The organism is Mesorhizobium sp. RCAM 05099, from assembly GCF_059683685.1.
Genome location: NZ_CM185035.1, coordinates 3,142,741 through 3,161,252, shown reverse-complemented (window position 1 = coordinate 3,161,252; position 18,512 = coordinate 3,142,741). Strand labels below are relative to the sequence as shown.

General features: G+C 63.8%; 15 protein-coding genes and 1 pseudogene. 8 read left to right on the top strand and 8 right to left on the bottom strand.

Going from position 1 to position 18,512, the window contains the following annotated elements:
- The first annotated feature begins 268 nt into the window (after positions 1-268).
- Complete coding sequence (locus AC56QQ_RS15525; protein ID WP_497128366.1) at positions 269-1,711, top strand: MFS transporter; 1,443 nt, start codon at positions 269-271, stop codon at positions 1,709-1,711.
- A 30-nt stretch (positions 1,712-1,741) separates the two neighbouring features.
- On the opposite strand, the gene AC56QQ_RS15520 is transcribed toward AC56QQ_RS15525, so the two are convergent.
- Positions 1,742-2,446 carry a nitroreductase gene (locus AC56QQ_RS15520; protein ID WP_489861950.1) on the bottom strand — a complete coding sequence of 235 codons (705 nt, stop codon included), beginning with the start codon at positions 2,444-2,446 and terminating at the stop codon, positions 1,742-1,744.
- Between the two features lie 171 nt (positions 2,447-2,617).
- On the opposite strand from AC56QQ_RS15520, the gene AC56QQ_RS15515 reads away from it, so the two are divergent.
- The 5 genes and pseudogenes from AC56QQ_RS15515 to AC56QQ_RS15495 all read left to right on the top strand — a co-directional run bounded on the left by AC56QQ_RS15515 (position 2,618) and on the right by AC56QQ_RS15495 (position 10,294).
- Positions 2,618-3,214, top strand: a complete 597-nt coding sequence (locus AC56QQ_RS15515; protein ID WP_497129019.1) for a helix-turn-helix domain-containing protein — start codon at positions 2,618-2,620, stop codon at positions 3,212-3,214.
- A gap of 95 nt (positions 3,215-3,309) precedes the next feature.
- The gene (locus tag AC56QQ_RS15510) at positions 3,310-5,763 is read left to right on the top strand and encodes a GcvT family protein (RefSeq protein WP_497128364.1); all 2,454 of its coding nucleotides are present in this window, start codon (positions 3,310-3,312) and stop codon (positions 5,761-5,763) included.
- Positions 5,760-6,665, top strand: a complete 906-nt coding sequence (locus AC56QQ_RS15505; RefSeq protein ID WP_497128361.1) for a homocysteine S-methyltransferase family protein — start codon at positions 5,760-5,762, stop codon at positions 6,663-6,665. The genes AC56QQ_RS15510 and AC56QQ_RS15505 overlap by 4 nt, the downstream gene beginning before the upstream one ends.
- On the top strand, positions 6,658-7,839 hold the full coding sequence (locus AC56QQ_RS15500; RefSeq protein ID WP_489861953.1) for a pyridoxal phosphate-dependent aminotransferase: 1,182 nt from the start codon (positions 6,658-6,660) through the stop codon (positions 7,837-7,839). Before AC56QQ_RS15505 ends, AC56QQ_RS15500 begins: the two co-directional genes overlap by 8 nt.
- Positions 7,836-10,294 (top strand): annotated as a pseudogene (locus AC56QQ_RS15495) (GcvT family protein). Before AC56QQ_RS15500 ends, AC56QQ_RS15495 begins: the two are co-directional and overlap by 4 nt.
- 154 nt (positions 10,295-10,448) lie before the next feature.
- Here AC56QQ_RS15495 and AC56QQ_RS15490 read toward each other — a convergent pair.
- Genes AC56QQ_RS15490 through AC56QQ_RS15460 form a run of 7 tightly spaced genes read right to left on the bottom strand, consistent with a single transcriptional unit; the run spans position 10,449 to position 17,005 of the window.
- The gene (locus AC56QQ_RS15490) at positions 10,449-11,036 is read right to left on the bottom strand and encodes an NAD(P)H-dependent oxidoreductase (protein ID WP_489861954.1); all 588 of its coding nucleotides are present in this window, start codon (positions 11,034-11,036) and stop codon (positions 10,449-10,451) included.
- A complete protein-coding gene (locus tag AC56QQ_RS15485) occupies positions 11,036-11,617 on the bottom strand; it encodes an NAD(P)H-dependent oxidoreductase (protein WP_489861955.1) in 582 nt (193 codons plus the stop codon). Before AC56QQ_RS15485 ends, AC56QQ_RS15490 begins: the two co-directional genes overlap by 1 nt.
- Positions 11,617-13,014, bottom strand: coding sequence for an FAD-binding oxidoreductase (locus tag AC56QQ_RS15480; RefSeq protein WP_489863471.1), 1,398 nt, complete (start codon positions 13,012-13,014; stop codon positions 11,617-11,619). The genes AC56QQ_RS15485 and AC56QQ_RS15480 overlap by 1 nt, the downstream gene beginning before the upstream one ends.
- Positions 13,014-14,315 (bottom strand): cytosine deaminase, encoded by a 1,302-nt coding sequence (locus AC56QQ_RS15475; protein ID WP_489861956.1) that lies wholly within the window; start codon positions 14,313-14,315, stop codon positions 13,014-13,016. Before AC56QQ_RS15475 ends, AC56QQ_RS15480 begins: the two co-directional genes overlap by 1 nt.
- A 4-nt stretch (positions 14,316-14,319) precedes the next feature.
- On the bottom strand, positions 14,320-15,171 hold the full coding sequence (locus AC56QQ_RS15470; protein ID WP_489861957.1) for an ABC transporter permease: 852 nt from the start codon (positions 15,169-15,171) through the stop codon (positions 14,320-14,322).
- A complete protein-coding gene (locus AC56QQ_RS15465; protein ID WP_497128358.1) occupies positions 15,158-15,988 on the bottom strand; it encodes an ABC transporter ATP-binding protein in 831 nt (276 codons plus the stop codon). The genes AC56QQ_RS15470 and AC56QQ_RS15465 overlap by 14 nt, the downstream gene beginning before the upstream one ends.
- A gap of 12 nt (positions 15,989-16,000) precedes the next feature.
- Positions 16,001-17,005, bottom strand: coding sequence for an ABC transporter substrate-binding protein (locus AC56QQ_RS15460; protein WP_489861959.1), 1,005 nt, complete (start codon positions 17,003-17,005; stop codon positions 16,001-16,003).
- 265 nt (positions 17,006-17,270) lie between these two features.
- Between AC56QQ_RS15460 and AC56QQ_RS15455 the strand changes: the two genes are divergently transcribed.
- Positions 17,271-17,654, top strand: coding sequence for a RidA family protein (locus tag AC56QQ_RS15455; RefSeq protein ID WP_497128354.1), 384 nt, complete (start codon positions 17,271-17,273; stop codon positions 17,652-17,654).
- A 54-nt stretch (positions 17,655-17,708) separates the two neighbouring features.
- Positions 17,709-18,512, top strand: coding sequence for a creatininase family protein (locus tag AC56QQ_RS15450; RefSeq protein WP_489861961.1), 804 nt, complete (start codon positions 17,709-17,711; stop codon positions 18,510-18,512).

Sequence of the window (18,512 nt, the reverse complement as noted above, 5' to 3'; positions counted from 1 at the left end):
AAACGGTTTTCCCGGGAAAAGCGCACAGCGTTTTCCCTTCGGAGTTGCGTCAAGACAAGGAGTTAGAGCAATTCGCCGTTCCCTGAATTGCTCTAACTGGCGCGGCCGGATGGTCGCTCCGCCTCTGCTTCTGGCATCAAGGCCAACCGGTTCTGCCGCTAGAGAATTCCGCTGCGGACGACCATGGTGGCAAAGCGTGGCCGTCTAGCCGGCCCAAGGGATAAATCCCGTCTCAGCGTCGGCACATTCGTTTGGTTCGAACATCTCCATGACTGCAGAAATATCCGCCGGCGCCACCGATCGCGCCGATGTGTCGGCCAGAGCCATGTTCCTGCTGCCGCTGACGGTTGCCTGCGGCGTCTTCATGACCAGCCTCGACCAGAATGTCGTGGTGACGGCGCTACCCGGCATCAGCGAAAGTCTCGGCCGCCCGCCCAGCCAGCTCGGCCTCTTGATCACCGTCTATGTAGCCAGCCTGATCATCTCGATGCCGCTTGGCGGCTGGGCCGCCGACCGCTTTGGCCTGCGCAACGTCTACTGCTTCGCCTTGCTGGTGTTCGCCACTTCGTCGGCGCTGTGCGGGCTGTCCGACAATATCTGGATGCTGGTCGGGGCGCGGGCGCTGCAAGGCTTCGGCGGCGCGCTGATGGGCACGCTCGGCCAGGTCGTCATTCTGTCAACCTTTCCGCGCAGCCGCACGCTCAAGATCAACATGTACATCTCGCTGGCCGGCCAGTCCGGGCCATTGGTCGGCCCGCTCGTCGGCGGCGCGCTGACCACCTACATCTCCTGGCGCTGGATCTTCTTCATCAACGTACCCTTCGCGCTGACAGCGGCCGTGCTTGCCGCCTCGCTGTTTCCGACTATGACCAAGCCAGTGCGCACGCCGTTCGATTTTCCGGGCTTCCTGCTGGTCGGCAGCGGCATGGTGCTGCTGGTCTTCGGCATGGACTCACTCGCCGCGAAGGACGCGGCTGGCGGCATGATCGCTGCTGAACTTGCGCTTGCGATCCTCATCCTGACGGCCGCCTCGTTCTACTGCTTGCGCGTCCGCAATCCGCTGCTTGACCTCAAGCTTCTGCGCATCCGCACCTTCCGCATCTCCTTCCTCACCGGTGGCGGGCTGGACACGATCGGCCTCAGCTCCGTCGTCTTCCTGCTGCCGCTGATGTTCCAGCTCGGCTTCGGCATGAGCGCGGTGCAGGCGGGATCGCTCACCTTCGTGGCGGCCATCGGATCGCTGGTGATGCGTCTGTTCATGCCGCGCATTCTCAACCGCTTCGGCTTTCGCCGCGTGCTGGTCTTCAACACGCCCATCGTTGCCTGTCTGGTGGCTGGTTTTGCCCTGATGCAGGCGACGACGCCGGTCTGGATCACGCTCACCTATATCTTCGTCTTCGGCGTCTTCCGCTCGATGCAGTGGGCCTCGACCGGCAACCTCGCCTATTCCGACATCGCGCCCGAACAGCTCGCCCGCTTCAGCGCGCTCTACTACATACTGTGGCAACTCGCCGTCGCGATCAGCGTCGGCCTGGCGGCCGCGACGCTGTCGTTCCTGGCCGGAGGCGGTCCGGCCGTGGCCAGGGATTTCCGGATTCTGTTTGTGATCGAAGGCGCCATCACGCTCTGCGCGCTGCTGGCCTATCTCAAGCTGACGCCACGCGATGGCGCCCATGTCAGCGGTCACGGCGTGCAGATGAATACGGAATAGTTGACGTTGCCGGTTCCCTGCGTGGCCGGTCTACTCGCTGAACGAAACCCACTCTTCCAACGGCACGCGGTCCGTGCGGAAGGCGTTTTCGGGCTTGGAGATGTCCTCATGGCCAAGCGCCATGCCGCAGACGACGATCTCCTCGTCGGGAATGTTGAGCACCGGCCTGATCTGCCGGTGATAGGGCGCGAACGCGGCCTGCGGACACGTGTGCAGGCCCCTGCCTCGCGCCGCGACCATGATGTTCTGCAGGAACATGCCGTAGTCGATCCATGAACCCTGGTTGAGGCGGCGGTCGATGGTGAAGATCATGCCGACCGGCGCGTCGAAGAAGACGAAGTTGCGGTCGTGCTGGGCACGCATCTTGTCGACCTCCCTGCGGCCGATGCCGAGCGCGCCATAGAGGCCGAAGCCGTTGGCGCGCCGTCGGGTCAGATAGGGCTCGAAGAACTGGGTGGGGTAGTAGCGGTACTCGTCCCAGTCGGCCTTCTCGGCGCGGATGCCGGAATTGAGGATGGCGTCGGTGATCCGCTGCTTGGTCTCGCCCTTGGTGACGTAGACCCGCCATGGCTGCATGTTGGTGCCCGATGGAGCCCGGGCCGCAACCGACAGAATCTCTCGGATGGTGTCGTCATCGACCATGTCGGGCAGGAATGCCCGCACCGAGCGGCGCGACAGGATCGCCTCGTCGACGATCTCGGCATCACGCGCGATTCCTGGGTTATTCTCCAGCATGGGCCGTCCCTTACCCTTTGTCTCGCTCGGACGTCCCCACTCGCCGCTCGCGGCCGAGCCTTTGCATGAACCATCAAAATCGTGCAAGCAAATCTTGAGCATCTGTGAAAATCTACTTGATTTTTTCACGAGCTTGATTTCTCATGAAATTTGACCGTTCTTTTTCATGAAGTGAGCGTTTTGCCTTCACCTACCGCACGAACATTGCAGGGGCCTGACGAACGCGTGCTGGCCGGCGATATCAGGGCGCTGCGCAAGGCGCGCGGGCTGACACTTGCGGAGATCGGCCTGAAGCTCGGCCGCTCGGTCGGTTGGGTCAGCCAGGTCGAGCGCGGCCTCTCGGCGCCATCGCTCAGCGATCTCAGAGCCTTCGCCGAACTGTTCGGCGTGCCGGTCAGCCTGTTCTTCAGCCATGACGTGCCGGTCGAAAGCGAGCGCGGCGTGGTCGTGCGCGCCGGCAGCCGGCGCACGCTTGGCACAAGCGAATCCGGACTGATGGAGGAGCTTCTGTCACCCGATCTCGGCGGTAGCTTCGAGATGCTGCGTTCGGTCTTCGCACCGGGCGCGGAGCTGAAGATCGAGGCGCGTCGGCCTACCGAGGAGGCCGGATACGTCGCGTCCGGAACGTTCGACATCGAAATTGCCGGCATCTGGCATCGGCTCGGCGAAGGCGACTCCTTTCGCTTCGAGGGCAAGCCTTTCCGCTGGCGCAATCCGGGTGCCGAGCCGGCGGTTGTCATCTGGGTGGTTTCGCCGCCGGTTTATTGAGTGCATGTCGCCCAAGGCGCGCGGCGGTTTTGGGACGACGACATGCATCAAAACTAAAATAGAAGCGCAGCGCGCTGAAGATATGGGAGAAGAATATGGCCGGTTTGCCGAGCACGGCGCGCGTGGTGATCATCGGAGGCGGTGCCGTCGGCGCGTCCTCGCTCTATCACCTCGCCAAGGCGGGCTGGACCGACTGCGTGCTGCTCGAAAAGAACGAGCTGACCTCCGGCTCGACCTGGCATGCCGCCGGCAATGTGCCGACCTTCTCCTCGTCCTGGTCGCTGATGAACATGCAGCGCTATTCGACCGAGCTTTATCGCGGCCTGGCCGAAGCGGTCGACTATCCCATGAACTATCACGTCACCGGCTCGCTGCGGCTCGCCCACTCGGTCGAACGCATGCAGGAATTCCAGCGCGCCAAGGGCATGGGCCGCTATCAGGGCATGGACATCGACGTCGTCGGCGTCGACGAGATCAAGCACCGCTATCCCTTCATCGAGACGCACGACCTGCAAGGCGCGCTCTACGACCCAAGCGACGGCGACATCGATCCGGCGCAGCTCACCCAGGCATTGGCCAAGGGCGCGCGCGACTTGGGCGCCAGGATCATCCGCTTCTGCCCGGTCACTGGCGTGCGCCGCGAGAACGGTGAATGGGTGGTCGAAACCGCGCAAGGCGAGATCCGCTGCGAGATCGTCGTCAATGCCGCCGGCTATCGCGCCGCCGAAGTTGGCCGAATGTTCGGCCGCGACGTGCCGATGATGGTGATGAGCCATCAGTACATCTTGTTCGAGGAGATTCCCGAGCTGGCGGCATGGTCCAGGGAACAGGGCAAGAAACTGCCGCTGCTGCGCGATGTCGACACCTCCTACTACCTGCGCCAGGAAAAGAACGGCATGAATCTCGGCCCCTATGAGCGCAATTGCCGCGCGCATTGGGCGACCCACAACGATCCGATGCCGGAAGACTTTTCCTTCCAGCTGTTCCCCGACGACCTCGACCGGCTGGAACATTATCTGGCCGACGCTGTCGCCCGCGTGCCGATCCTGGGCACGGCAGGCCTGTCCAAAGTCATCAACGGCCCGATCCCCTACACGCCGGATGGCAATCCGCTGATCGGCCCGATGCCCGGCGTCCCCAATGCCTTCGAAGCCTGCGTCTTCACCTTCGGCATCGCCCAGGGCGGCGGCGCCGGCAAGGTGCTGGCCGAATGGGTGACGCAGGGCCAGACCGAATGGGACATGTGGTCGTGCGATCCGCGCCGCTTCACCTCCTTTGCGTCCGAGCCTGACTACTGCGTCGCCAAGGGCATGGAGATCTACGGCAACGAATACGCCATCCAGTTTCCGCGCCATGCATGGCCGGAGGGGCGCGACCGCAAGCTGTCGCCGATCCACGACCGCATCAAGGCGTTCGGTGCCCGCTTCGACGCCTATAATGGCTGGGAGCGCGCCACGTGGTACGCGCAGGACGGCGACGACATCTCCGAGGAAGCCACGCTGACCTTCCGCCGCGATGGGCCGTGGCAGCATCGCGTGCGCGAAGAGTGCCTCGCCGTGCGTGACGCGGCCGGCATTTTGGACCTGCCGGGCTTCTCGCGCTTCAACCTCGAGGGCCCGGGGGCCGCCGAGTGGCTGAGCCTTCAGGTCACCGGCCTGGTGCCCAAGCCCGGCCGCATCGGCCTCGTCTATTTCGCAGACGACAAGGGCCGCATCGTCACCGAAATGTCCGTCGTGCGTCACGACGAGAATGTGATGACGCTGATCACCGCGGCGGTTGCGCAATGGCACGATTTCGAATGGCTGAAATCGCGCATGCCCAGGGATGCGGCCTTCAAGCTGATCGACCGGACCGAGGAATTCTCCACCCAGATCCTGGCCGGTCCAAACTCGCGAAAAATCCTCGCCGATGTCTGCGAAGCCGACCTCGCTTTGCCATGGCTGACGCATCAGGAAACAAAGATCGCCGGCCGTTGGGCGAAGCTTGTGCGCGTGTCCTTCGCCGGCGAACTCGGCTGGGAGATCCACACCGGGGTCGACGACACCGCCGCCATCTTCGACGCCGTCTGCGCCGCTGGCCAGAAGCACGGGCTGAAACCGTTCGGCATGTACGCGCTGGACTCACTCAGGCTCGAAAAAGGCTACCGCACCTGGAAGGGCGACCTCTCTACCGACTATTCGATCCTGCAGGGCGGGCTGGAGCGCTTCGTCAAATGGGACAAGCCCGACTTCCGAGGCAAGGCGGCACTTCAGAATGAGAAACAGCAAGGCGTGACGAAGCGTTTCGTCACGCTGGTCGTCGAAAATCCCGGCGATTGCGACGCGCCCTACATGTCGACGCTGTGGCATGACGGCCAGATCGTCGGCGAGACGACATCCGGAGGCTGGGGGCATCGCGTCGACAAGTCGATCGCGCTCGGCATGCTGCGCGCCGATCTGGCGGAACCGGGAACGAGCGTCGAGGTCGAAATCTTTGGCGAGCGTTTCAAGGCGGTCGTCCAGAAAGACGAGCCGCTATGGGATCCGAAGAACGAGAGGCTGCGCGCATGAAGAAAGTCGTCCTCACCGATGGCGGCATGGGCCAGGAACTGGTTCGCCGCAGCAAGTCCGAGCCGACGCCGCTGTGGTCGGCCAGGGTGCTGATCGACGAACCCGATCTGGTGCGCGACCTGCACGCCGAATTCATCCGCGCCGGCGCCCGAATCATCACCATCAACACCTATTCGGCGACGCCCGAACGCCTGGCGCGCGAGGGTGCCGAGGACCTGTTCAAGCCGTTGCAGAAGCGCGGCATCGAATTGGCCGGGCAGGCCCGTGACGAGGCCGGCGACACAGCGATCGCCGGCTGCCTGTCACCGCTTTTCGGCAGCTACGCGCCGGCACTGACCATTTCATACCAGGACACGCTCGACATCTACCGCCGCATCGTCGCCGAGCAGGCCGACGGGGTCGATCTGTTCCTGTGCGAGACCATGGCGTCGGCCGATGAGGCGCGTGCGGCGGTCACCGCCGCATCGGAAAGCGGCAAGCCGGTATGGGTGTCGTGGACACTGGCCGATCACGGCAAGCCGCGGCTGCGCAGCGGCGAGACGATAGCCACCGCGGCAAGCGCGCTCGACGGCTTGCCCGTAGCGGCGCGGCTATTGAACTGCTGCCGTCCGGAAGCGATCGCCGCGGCCTTGCCTGAACTGATCGACCTCGGCGGCCCGGTCGGCGCCTACGCCAACGGCTTCACCTCGACAGAGGCGCTTAAGCACGGCGGCACCGTCGATGTACTGCACGCCCGCCACGACCTCGGTCCGGACGCCTATGCCGCGCAGGCGATTGGCTGGATAGAGGCCGGCGCCGACATCGTCGGGGGCTGCTGCGAAGTCGGGCCGCCGCATATCGCCGCCCTGCGCGACCGGCTCGAACAGGCCGGCTATGAAATTTCGGGAGATATACATGCCTAGACCATCATCGCGCATTTCCGGCATCGTGCCCTCGGGCAAGGATGGCTGGGAAGTCCATTTCGAGGCCTGGACGCGCAAGGAGGCCGGCGAGGACATCATCATGCTCTCGGTCGGCGACCACGACTTCGACACGCCTTCGGAAACGATCGAAGCTTGCGTGACCGCGGTTCGCGGCAGCAATCACCACTACACCCCGCTTCCCGGCCTGCCGCGCCTGCGCAAGGCGATGGCGGCAGCCTCGACCGCCTGCACCGGCGTCGCGACCAACCCCAACCAGGTGATCGCCACGCCAGGTGGGCAGGCCGCGCTCTATGCCGCCGTACAGGCTGTTCTCGACCAGGGCGACCACGCCATCGTGGTGGCGCCGTACTACGCTACCTATCCCAACACCTTCAGTGCGGCCGGCGCCGATTTCACCGTGGTCGAAACGCCCGCCGAGGACGGCTTCCAGCCGCGCGCCGACATGATCCGCGCGGCAATTCGACCGAACACCCGCGCCATCCTCATCAACACACCGAACAACCCGACGGGCGCGGTCTATTCGCGCCAGCGGCTGGAAGAGCTGGCGCAAATCTGCAGGGAGCACGATCTCTGGCTGCTTTCTGACGAGGTCTACTGGACGCTGGGCGGCGGCGAGCATGTCTCGCCGCGCGCGCTGCCCGGCATGGCCGAGCGCACGCTGGTCATCAATTCGATGTCCAAGAGCCACGGCATGACCGGCTGGCGCATGGGCTGGCTGACCGGTCCTGAAGCGATGATCACGCTGCTGGTCAATCTCAATCTGGTGACCACTTACGGCTTGCCGGCCTTCATCTCGATCGCCTGCGCCGAGGCGCTCGAGAACGGTTACGGCGTCAAGGAGATCGCGGAACGCTATGCGGCGCGCCGCACTGTCTTGCTCGACGCCGTGCGCGGCATGAACAATGTCAGCGTTCGCGGTTCCGAAGGCGGCATGTATGTCATGCTCGACATATCAGCCGTCGAATCCGACGACGAGAAATTCGCCTGGGCCCTGCTCGACAAGGAAAAGGTCGGCGTGATGCCTGGCTCCAGCTTCGGCGAGGCGGCCGCGGGCCACATCCGCATCAGCCTCTGCCAGCCAGAGCCCGTGCTGCAGGAAGCAGCGCTGCGGCTGCGACGCTTTGTTTCCAGCTATCGCCGCGAGGCCGCATGAACACCCCTGCCCCCAAAGCCATCCCTACCAAAGCCCGCGCCGTCATCATCGGCGGCGGCGTCTCCGGCTGTTCGGTCGCCTATCACCTGGCCAAGCTCGGCTGGACCGACATCGTGCTCCTGGAACGCAAGCAGCTGACGTCGGGCACGACCTGGCATGCTGCCGGCCTGATCGGCCAGTTGCGCGGCTCGCAGAACATGACGCGGTTGGCGAAATATTCGGCCGACCTCTACGTCAAGCTGGAAGCGGAGACCGATGTCGGCACCGGCATGCGGCAGGTCGGCTCGATCACCGTGGCGCTGACCGAGGAGCGCAAGCACGAGATCTATAGGCAGGCGTCGCTCGCCCGCGCCTTCGATGTCGATGTCCGCGAGATTTCGCCCAATGAAGTCAAGCAGATGTACCCGCATCTCAATGTGTCCGACGTGGTCGGCGCCGTGCATCTGCCGCTCGACGGCCAATGCGACCCCGCCAACATCGCCATGGCGCTGGCCAAGGGGCGCGCCAGCGCGGCGCCACCATCGTCGAGAATGTGAAGGTCACCAAGGTCCACACCAAGGCCGGCCGCGTCACCGGCGTATCCTGGGTACAGGGCGAAGAACAAGGCACCATCGAAGCCGACATCATCGTCAACTGCGCCGGCATGTGGGCGCGCGAACTTGGCGCGCAAAATGGCGTCACCATCCCGCTGCATGCCTGCGAGCATTTCTATCTCGTCACCGAGCCGATCCCTGGCCTCACTCGCTTGCCCGTCCTGCGCGTGCCCGACGAGTGTGCCTACTACAAGGAAGATGCCGGCAAGATGATGCTCGGCGCCTTCGAGCCGGTGGCCAAGCCCTGGGGCATGGACGGCATCCGCGAGGATTTCTGCTTCGACCAGTTGCCCGAGGACATGGACCACTTCGAACCGATCCTCGAAATGGGCGTCAACCGCATGCCGATGCTGGCCACGGCCGGCATCCATACCTTCTTCAATGGTCCCGAAAGCTTCACGCCGGACGACCGCTATTATCTCGGCGAAGCGCCCGAACTGTCCGGCTACTGGATGGCAACCGGCTACAATTCGATCGGCATCGTCTCCTCCGGCGGCGCCGGCATGGCGCTGGCGCAGTGGATCAACGACGGCGAAGCGCCCTTCGACCTGTGGGAAGTCGACATCCGCCGCGCCCAGCCGTTCCAGAAAAACCGCCGCTATCTCAAGGAGCGCGTCTCCGAGACGCTCGGACTGCTCTATGCCGACCATTTCCCCTATCGCCAGATGGCGACGTCGAGGAATGTCAGGCGTTCGCCCTTGCATGAGCATCTGAAGGCGCGTGGCGCCGTGTTCGGCGAGGTCGCCGGCTGGGAGCGCGCCAACTGGTTCGCTCGCGAGGGGCAGGAGCATGAATACCGCTACTCCTGGAAACGGCAGAACTGGTTCGACAACCAGCGCGAGGAGCATCTGGCGGTCCGCAACAAGGTCGGCCTGTTCGACATGACCTCGTTCGGCAAGATTCGTGTCGAGGGCCGCGACGCCTGTACCTTCCTGCAAAAGCTTTGCGCCAATGACATGGACGTGGCGCCGGGCAAGATCGTCTACACCCAGATGCTCAACCGGCGCGGCGGTATCGAGAGCGACCTGACCGTCTCGCGGCTGTCGGAAACCGCCTACTTCCTCGTCGTTCCCGGTGCCACGCTGCAGCGCGATCTGGCCTGGCTGCGCAAGCACCTGGCCGACGAATTCGTCGTCATCACCGATGTGACAGCGGCCGAAAGCGTGCTCTGCCTGATGGGTCCGGATGCGCGGAAGCTGATCCAGAAGGTCAGCCCGAACGATTTCTCCAACGGGGCCAACCCGTTCGGGACGTTTCAGGAGATCGAGATCGGCATGGGGCTGGCCCGCGCCCACCGTGTCACCTATGTCGGCGAACTCGGCTGGGAGCTCTATGTCTCGACCGACCAGGCCGCCCATGTCTTCGAGGCGATCGACGAGGCGGGCGCGGATGTTGGCCTGAAGCTCTGCGGCCTGCACACACTGGATTCCTGCCGCATCGAAAAGGCTTTTCGCCACTTCGGCCACGACATCACCGATGAGGACAATGTGCTGGAAGCGGGCCTCGGTTTCGCGGTCAAGACGGCGAAGGGCGACTTCATCGGCCGCGATGCCGTGCTGCGCAAGAAGGAAGCCGGATTGAACCGCAGGCTGGTCCAGTTCCGCCTGAAGGACCCGCAACCGCTGCTCTTCCACAACGAGGCGATCCTGCGCGACGGCAAGATCGTCGGCCCGATCACCTCGGGCAATTACGGCCATCACCTCGGCGGCGCCATCGGGCTGGGCTATGTGCCGTGCCAGGGCGAGAGCGAGGCGGATGTACTGGCCTCATCCTACGAGATCGAAATCGCCGGTGAGCGGTTTGCGGCGGAGGCATCGCTGAAGCCAATGTATGATCCGAAGGCGGAGCGGACCAGGATGTAGCGCAGTCTTCCCTTCTCCCCGTTTCACGGGGAGAAGGTGGCCCGAAGGGCCGGATGAGGGGCGGCGCCGGCGTTCGCGAGTTCGTGCTGCCCCTCATCTGCCTGCCGGCATCTTCTCCCCGTTCGACGGGGAGAAGGACGCTAATTCCGCCGGCTCAAAACCGCTCCAGCTTCGCCCTCACCTTCGCCAGAAACGCCGCCCGGCTCCGTGGAGTCGAGGAATCCATCAGATAGTGCGCCAGGAAGAAGGTCCGGCAACGAGTCGCGCACAGCGCCCGCATGCCGCGCAGCAGGGTCTTGCGGCCGGGCTGGCCGACGACGACGCTCCACCAGGTCGGCGCGCCGCAGGTGGTGATGACACCGACCTTGGTCACATGCGTCATCATTGACTTGATCCGTCCCTTGCCGGCCGGCAGCTTGAAGGCGACGTCGGTCGCCCACACACGGTCGAGCCAGCCCTTCAGCATCGCCGGCAGCCCGTACCACCAGGTCGGATAGACAAATAGGATCGCTTCGGCCCAGTTGAGCAGCTCGAAATGCGGCTTCAGCGCCGGGTCCTGCGGTGCCCGGTCATTGTAGGAACGCCGCTCGTCGCAGCCCATCACCGGATTGAAGTTCTCGGCATAGAGGTCGAGCAGCCGCACCTCCCAGCCTCTTCGCGTCAACACCTCGACGGCGCTGTCGCGAATGGACGCACAGAAACTCTCCGGCACCGGATGGCAGTAAACCACCAGCGCGCGCATCAGAAGCCGTCCATGCTGGCCGCGACCTTGGCCGTGAAGGCATCGCGCGTTTGATCGGTCGACAGGTTCATCGCGTAATGCGCGAGATAGCTCACCGGCGCGCCCGGTTTTACCGTGGCACGCAGCATTCGCTTGATCAGCCTGCGCGGCGGATCGCCCATCAGCACAGCGCGGAACCGGCTGCCGCCATAGGTGGTGACCGCGGCGACCTTGCGAATGTTGTGCAGTGATGGCTGCACCTTGCCGTTGACCAGCTTGAAGGACACGCCGGGCAGGAAGACGCGGTCGAAAAAGCCCTTCAGGATCGCCGGAAAGCCATAATTCCAGACAGGATAGGAAAGCACCAGTGCATCGGCCCGCAGCAGGCGCTCGACATAAGGCGCCACGGCGTCGGTGACGCCGCGCTGATTGTGGTAGTCCAGCCTCTCCTTGCGCGTCAGCCGTGGGTCGAAATCCTCGGTGTAGAGATCGCAGTCGTCGACCGTATGGCCCGCTGCCGTCAGTCGCTCGACGATCATCCGATGCAGGCCGGCATTGAAGCTGGTCTCGACCGGATGGGCGTAGAGGACAAGGATGTTCATCAGCCTGCCTTTTGCAGCCCCTTGAACAGGAATGTCCGGCCCGAGCGATAGTCGTAGTCCGGGTTTTCCCAGGCGATCATCTTGCCCGGATTGAGCAACCCCTGCGGATCGGTCTCGCGCTTGAAGGCGAGTTGCACCTCGTCCGTCTGCTTCATGCCGCCCTCCTCCAGCGTGTAGCGGTGCGGGTTGAAGATCCAGCAGCCATTGTCCTCATGGATGCGGATGATCTCGTCCAGCCGTTCCGCCGTGGTGAAGCGCACCAGTGGCAACCCCGCGACACCGATCGCGCCATCAAAGCGGATGAATTCGAGATGCGCCGGTACCTCGTCGCCAAAGCGATCGACCATCGCCTTGACATGGGCGAGATGATCCGGCGACGGATAGCGCGCCTGCAGATAGGTGATAGCAGGGTCCACCCTGATGGCGCGCAAAGTCGTGTGGTTCCACGTCAGCTCATAGGCCGGCGGCAACCCCTTGAGATCGGCCTCATGGTCAGCGCGGAAGACGATCTCGCCCTTGCTGCGCGCCGTGAAGGCGACAAAGGCATCCATCGCGTGTGGCGCGATCATGCACACGACGATGCTCTGTTCGCGCCGGAAGAACCGCTGGTGCCGCTTGAAATAATCGTAAGGGATAGGCGCGGCAATCGGTGTTATCAGCTTCGCCAATATGCCGTCCTGGACGGCGAGGTCGTTGCCGAAGCCTGCCGCGTCCATGAAATCGTCAAAGCCGACGATGACGTCGATCCAGTCGTAGCTGGCGGTCAGCGGCATCTCGACCTCGGTGATGATGCCGTTGGTGCCGTAGGCGTGCATGACCTTCAGCACGTCCTCGCCAGTGAGATCCATGACGCGCGGCTCGGCCTCCATCGTCACCGTCCTCAGCCGGATGACATTGCCGAGATCACGCAAGCCACCCCAGCGGATCGAGCCGACACCGCCAGAACCGCCGGCGACAAAGCCGCCGATCGAGGCCGTGTTGTAGGTCGATGGCGACATGCGCAGCTCCTGGCCGGAATGCGCCCGCGTCGCCCTGTCGATATCGGCCAGGATCGCACCCGGTCCGGTCACCACGCGCCCTGGCGCGATCGACTTGATCTCGTTCATCTCGGCGAGATTGAGCACCACGCCGCCCGAAAGCGGCATCGCCTGGCCGTAATTGCCGGTGCCGCTGCCACGCGGCGTCACCGGCACGCCATGGCGATGACAGGCGGCAAGCACGCGGATCACCTCGGCCTCGCTCTTCGGCGTCACGATCAGGTCGCCGGTAACATGGTCGAGCTGCTGCTTCAGCACCGGGCTGTACCAGTAGAAGTCGCGGCTTTTCTGCTGGACGATGGCTGGATTGTCGTCGAGCTTCAGGCCTTCGAGATCACGTTTGAGCGCCGAAACATCCATCATTCCACCATCAGTTCGTCGAGTTCGGCATAGTCGGGCAATTGCCGATCGATAGCACGACCGCCGCGCACGACGATGCGATCCGATTCGGGGCGCGACAGCAATTCAGTCCAGCTTCGACCTTTGAACACGATGAAGTCGGCATCGCCGCCAGCCGCAAGCGTGCCGAGACCATCGAGCCGCATCACCCTGGCCGGCGTCGCGGCGACCGCTTGCGGCCAGTCGGCGACAGGATGATCGAAATGCAGGATGCGCGTCGCCATGCGGTAGACCTCGAGCATGTCGAGGTCGCCATAGGCATAGAAGGGATCGCGCGTGTTGTCCGAGGCGACGGCGACCGGAATGCCCCTCGCCTTCATCTCGTGCAGCAGCGTCACGCCACGCCAGCGCGGCGTGGTATGATCGCCGCGCCGGTCCTGCAGATAGAGATTGCACATCGGCAGAGAGACGACTGCCAACCCCGCTTTCGCCACCTTGTCGAGCGTATCGAGCACATCGAGATCCGGCTGGCGCGCCAGCGAGCAGCAATGGCCGACGAGGATGTTGCCCTCGAAGCCGTTCCACAGAGCGGCCTCGGCGATCTTCTTGAGCGAGATCGCGGCAACGTCGTCGGTCTCGTCGGCATGGAAATCGAGATCGAGGCCATGCTGGATGGCTTGCGCGAAGACGTGGTCGAGCAGTTCCTCCAGGTCCGGCACCATATAGGTGACGACACCGAGAACACCCTTGGCGGCGGCAACTCTTTTCGCCAACCTGTCGAACCACTTCCTGTCGCGCACGCCCTCGATGCCGATCAGGCACGCGCCCTGCATTTCGATGCGGCCGCGCCATCTCTCGCGCATCGTCTCGAACACCGGCCAGGAGATCTCCTCCTGCGGCGCGACGCTGTCGAGATGGGTGCGCAGCGCCCTGGTGCCGTGCGCGTAGGCTGAGCGCAGAGAAAAATCCATGCGCCGCGCCACGTCCTCGGCGCTCCAGCGGGCCGCGCGATCGGCGCCGGCGGCGTTCAGCGCTCCCATGAACGTGCCGTCGGGATTGGGTTTTCGCGGCCAGATATGGCCCTTGTCGATATGCGTGTGGCAGTCGATGAAGCACGGCAGAACGATGCGGCCAGCGAGGTCGATCGCATCGGCAGGCGCTTTCGATCGACCATGCGCGGTGATGCTGGAAATCTTGCCGTCAGCGACAGCGATGTCGGCAAGCGCGAAACCATCACGGTCGAAAGCGGCGCCAAATCCCGGTGTCAGGGACGCGTGAAGCCGGGCGTTGGTGAGCCGGTATGAACCAGTGTTCGGGATCAAGGCACTAGCGCTCCTGCTTCAGCGCGCTTTCGTGCCAGCGCCGCAGAATGAGATGCGAAATCAGCGACAGCACCAGGAAAATCAGGATGCCGGTGAGCGAGATCAGGAACAGCGCCGCGAACAGCCGTGGTGCGTTGAGCCGGTAGCCGGCCTCGATGATACGCGAGGCGAGCCCCGACGACTGGCCGGTGGCGCCGGCGACGAACTCGGCCACCACGGCGCCGATCAGCGACAGGCCGCCGGCGATCTTCAACCCGCCCAGGAAATACGGCATCGCCGCCGGCAGCCGCAGATACCGCAACTGCTGCCAGCGCGTCGCGCCATTGAGCTTGAACATGTCGCGCAGATTGCGGTCGACGGAGTTGAGACCGAGCGTTGTGTTGGAGAGGATCGGAAAGAAGGCGACGATCCAGGCGCACAGCAGAAGCTTGGTCGTCTGGTTGTCGACATAGATGTTGATCAGCGGAAAGATCGCCACGATCGGCGTCACCTGCAGCACGATGGCGAACGGGAAGAACGACATCTCGACCCATTTCGATTGCGCGAACAGCACCGCCAGCCCGACTCCACCAACCACAGCCAGAAGCAGACTGAGGAAGGTGATGCGCAAGGTGACCAGCAGCGAGGAGAACAGCAGGCCGGCATCGCTGTAGAGCGTCGACAACACGACGCCCGGGCGCGGCAGGATGTATTGCGGGATCGCGTTCCACACGCAGATGCGATCCCACAGCCAGATCGCCAGGATCATGATCGCCAGCGGCAGAATCCACCGGCCGATCCGCTCGAGCCGCTCTTGGCGTACCCGACGCGCTTCCTCGGGATCGAGCTTGAGGACCCTCTCGTCAATGGCCGTCATGATGGGCGCCTGCTGTTGAATTGATGGCGTTGACCAGCACATCGGAGGTCTGCCGGCAGAGCGCGGCATAGTCGGGCGAGGTGCGAAACGCCTCGTCACGTGGATAGGACGCCTCGATCGCGAGTTCGTCGAACACCCGGCCCGGCCGCGCCGCCATGACGACGACGCGGTTGGAGAGAAAGACACTTTCAAAGACGCTGTGTGTGACGAAGACGACGGTGAAGCGTTCGTCCTGCCACAGTTCGAGCAGATCGTTGTTCAGCTTGAAGCGCGTGATCTCATCGAGTGCCGCGAACGGCTCGTCCATCAACAGCACCCGCGGTTTCGTCACCATGGCGCGCGCGATCGAGACGCGCATCTTCATGCCGCCGGAGAGCTCGCGCGGCACCGCGTCCTCGACGCCGGTCAGGTGCACCCGCGCCAGCATCTCCATCACCGCCGGGGCCGCCTTGGCGCGGCTGACGCCCTTCAGCCGGAGCGGCAGCCAGACATTGTCGAAGACGCTGGCCCAGGGCAGCAGCGTCGGCTCCTGGAAGACGAAGCCGATGTTCGAACGATCGAGCGAGCCATCGGCACGCCAGTCGAGCACTCCGGAGGTCGGCGTCGACAGGCCGGCAATCAGCCGCAACGCCGTCGACTTGCCGCAACCAGACGGTCCGAGCAGGCTGAGGAAATCGCCTTCGCGGATCGTCAGGTTGACGTCGCTGAGCGCCGTCACGCCATTGGAAAAGACCTTGCCGACGCCACGCAGCGCCAGCAACGTCGGAACCACGCCGGACGCGCTCGCCGTCGTCTGCGCCACCTTTTCCTGCATCATGCCGGGACCGGCCTATTTCTTCAGCTCGAGCCCGACACCCTTGTTGACGAAGGTCAGTGTGTAGGCCTTCTTGATGTCGATGCCTTCGGGCGTGACCTTGGCCTTGACCATCTTGTCGTAAAAGCTCTTGATCCGTTCGTCGGTCATGGCGCCGATACCGAGCTTGTCGGTGTCACCGGAATCGGCAAGGCCGAACTTCTTCATCTGCTCGATCGAGAAGGCGATCTGGTCGTCCGTCATGTCAGGATTGTCTTTCTTGATCATGTCGTTGGCGGCCTTGTTGTCGCCGTAGAGATATTTGTACCAGCCCTTGGCCGAGCCATCGACGAAGCACTGGACCACCTCCGGCTTCTTGTCGATCGTGTCCTGCATTACTTCGATCGTCGTCGAGTAGGTGTCCCAGCCATAGTCGGCAAGCAGGAACTGGTTCGGCACGAAGCCGCCTTCCTTCTTGACCGCGAATGGCTCGGAGGTGACGTAGCCCTGCTGGATCGACTTCTTGTTGGCGAGGAAAGGCGCGGTGTTGTAGGTGTAGGGCGCGCGCTTGGCGGCGTCGAAGCCGAGCGCAGTGACCATCCATTGGAAGAAGGTCTGCACGCCTTCGTCGCCCAGAATATATTGCTCCGCATTCTTCAGGTCTTCCCATTTGTCCAGCCCCTCGCCGGGGTGGGACATGATGACCTGCGGATCCTTCTGGAAGTCGGCCGCCACCACCCGCATCGGAATGCCTTGCTGGACAGCATCGAAGGCCGACAGCAGATTGCCGCCCATGTAGAAATCGATCTTGCCGGCCAGCAGCATCGGCCGGCCGCTGACCTGCGGGCCGCCTTGCATGATAGTGACGTCGAGGCCGCAGGCGGCGTAGGTGCCGTCCGCCACGGCCTGATAATATCCGCCATGCTCCGGCTCGGCCAACCAGTTGGTGCCGAAGGTGACTTTTTCATTCGCCGCCGCGCCGAACGTGCTGGCCGCCAGCAGGGCCACCACCGCCACCGAGATCTTCTGTTTTCCGTACATCGACACCACCCTTTGTTTGCTCCGGCGCGCCACGCGCCAGGCTCGACACCAAAGATTCAAGAAGCAAGACACATGCCACCGGCGCCTCGTACCGGGACCGCCCGCGTGAACGACATTGCCATGCCGGAGGCGGACGGGTCATGCTGTACGGGAGGCATCGTGCCTATTTTTTGAACGCCTGTCCACAATCGCCCCAGCGACATGCACCGCCATCTTGAAGGTGTAACGCATCCGGTCCTAGGCTACCGGGAAACCGGAGATTGCCATGTTCAAGTTCCTCACCCCGAAGTCGATCAAGCCACCCTTTGCCCGCTACAGCCACGGCGTCGAGGTGCCCGCTGGAAAGCGGCTGGTGCTGTGCTCGGGCCAGGTCGCCATCACGGCGGACGACCAGATTCCCGAGGACGCCGGCGCGCAGGCCGAACTCTGCTTCAAGAACATCGCCGCGATCCTCGCCGAAGCCGAGCTGGGGCTCGGGGATATCGTGCGCATCAACGCCTATGTCACCGACCGCGCGCATCTGCGGCCCTATATGGACATCCGCGACCGGTTGTTTTCCAGCCCGGCACCGGCGTCGACGCTGATGATCGTCTCCGGCTTCGCCCGGCCCGAATTCAAGGTCGAGGTCGAGGCCATCGCAGCTGGGTGATCGACAGGCCGCCCGTCCCGCGCTAGGTCTGGCCGTTCATCGAAGAGGCATGACATGACCGCTGCAAAAAGACGCGCCTGGTGGGGCGACTACCGGACTACTGAATACGCCTCGATCGATCCGGAGGCGACGATCGCCGTGCTGCCGCTGGCGGCGATCGAACAGCATGGTCCGCATTTGCCGGTTTCGACCGACACCTCGATCATGAACGGCATGCTCGACACGGTGATCGCCCGCCTGCCCGACGATCTCGATATCCGCATCCTGCCGGTCCAGGCGGTTGGCAAGTCGAACGAGCATCTCCACGCACCGGGCACCCTCACTCTGCCGGCACCGACATTGATCGAGGCCTGGACCGAACTGGGCCAGTCGATCGCACGAGCCGGCGTGCGCAAGCTGATCGTCGTCAACTCGCACGGCGGCAACGAGGAGATCATGGGCATCGTCACGCGCGAATTGCGCGTGCGCGAAAAAATGCTGGCGGTGAAGACCAGCTGGCAACGTTTTGGCCGGCCGGCCGGCATGTACACCGAGCTCGAGGACCGTCACGGCATCCATGGCGGCGATGTCGAGACCTCGCTGATGCTGCATTTCCGGCCGGACCTCGTCGACATGGGCAAGGCCGATAACTTCGTTTCCAACGTCGCGCGGGCCGAAAAGGAATTCGCGCTGCTGCGCCACACCGGCACCCATGCCTTTGCCTGGATCGCCAGCGATCTCAACCCCAACGGCGTGGTCGGCGACGCCAGCATCGCGACCGCCGAGAAAGGCCGGCTGACATCAGAATACCAAGCCGACGGGTTCATCAGCCTGCTCAGGGATGTGCGCAAGGCCAAGCTTGCCGAGTGGCTGAAGTAG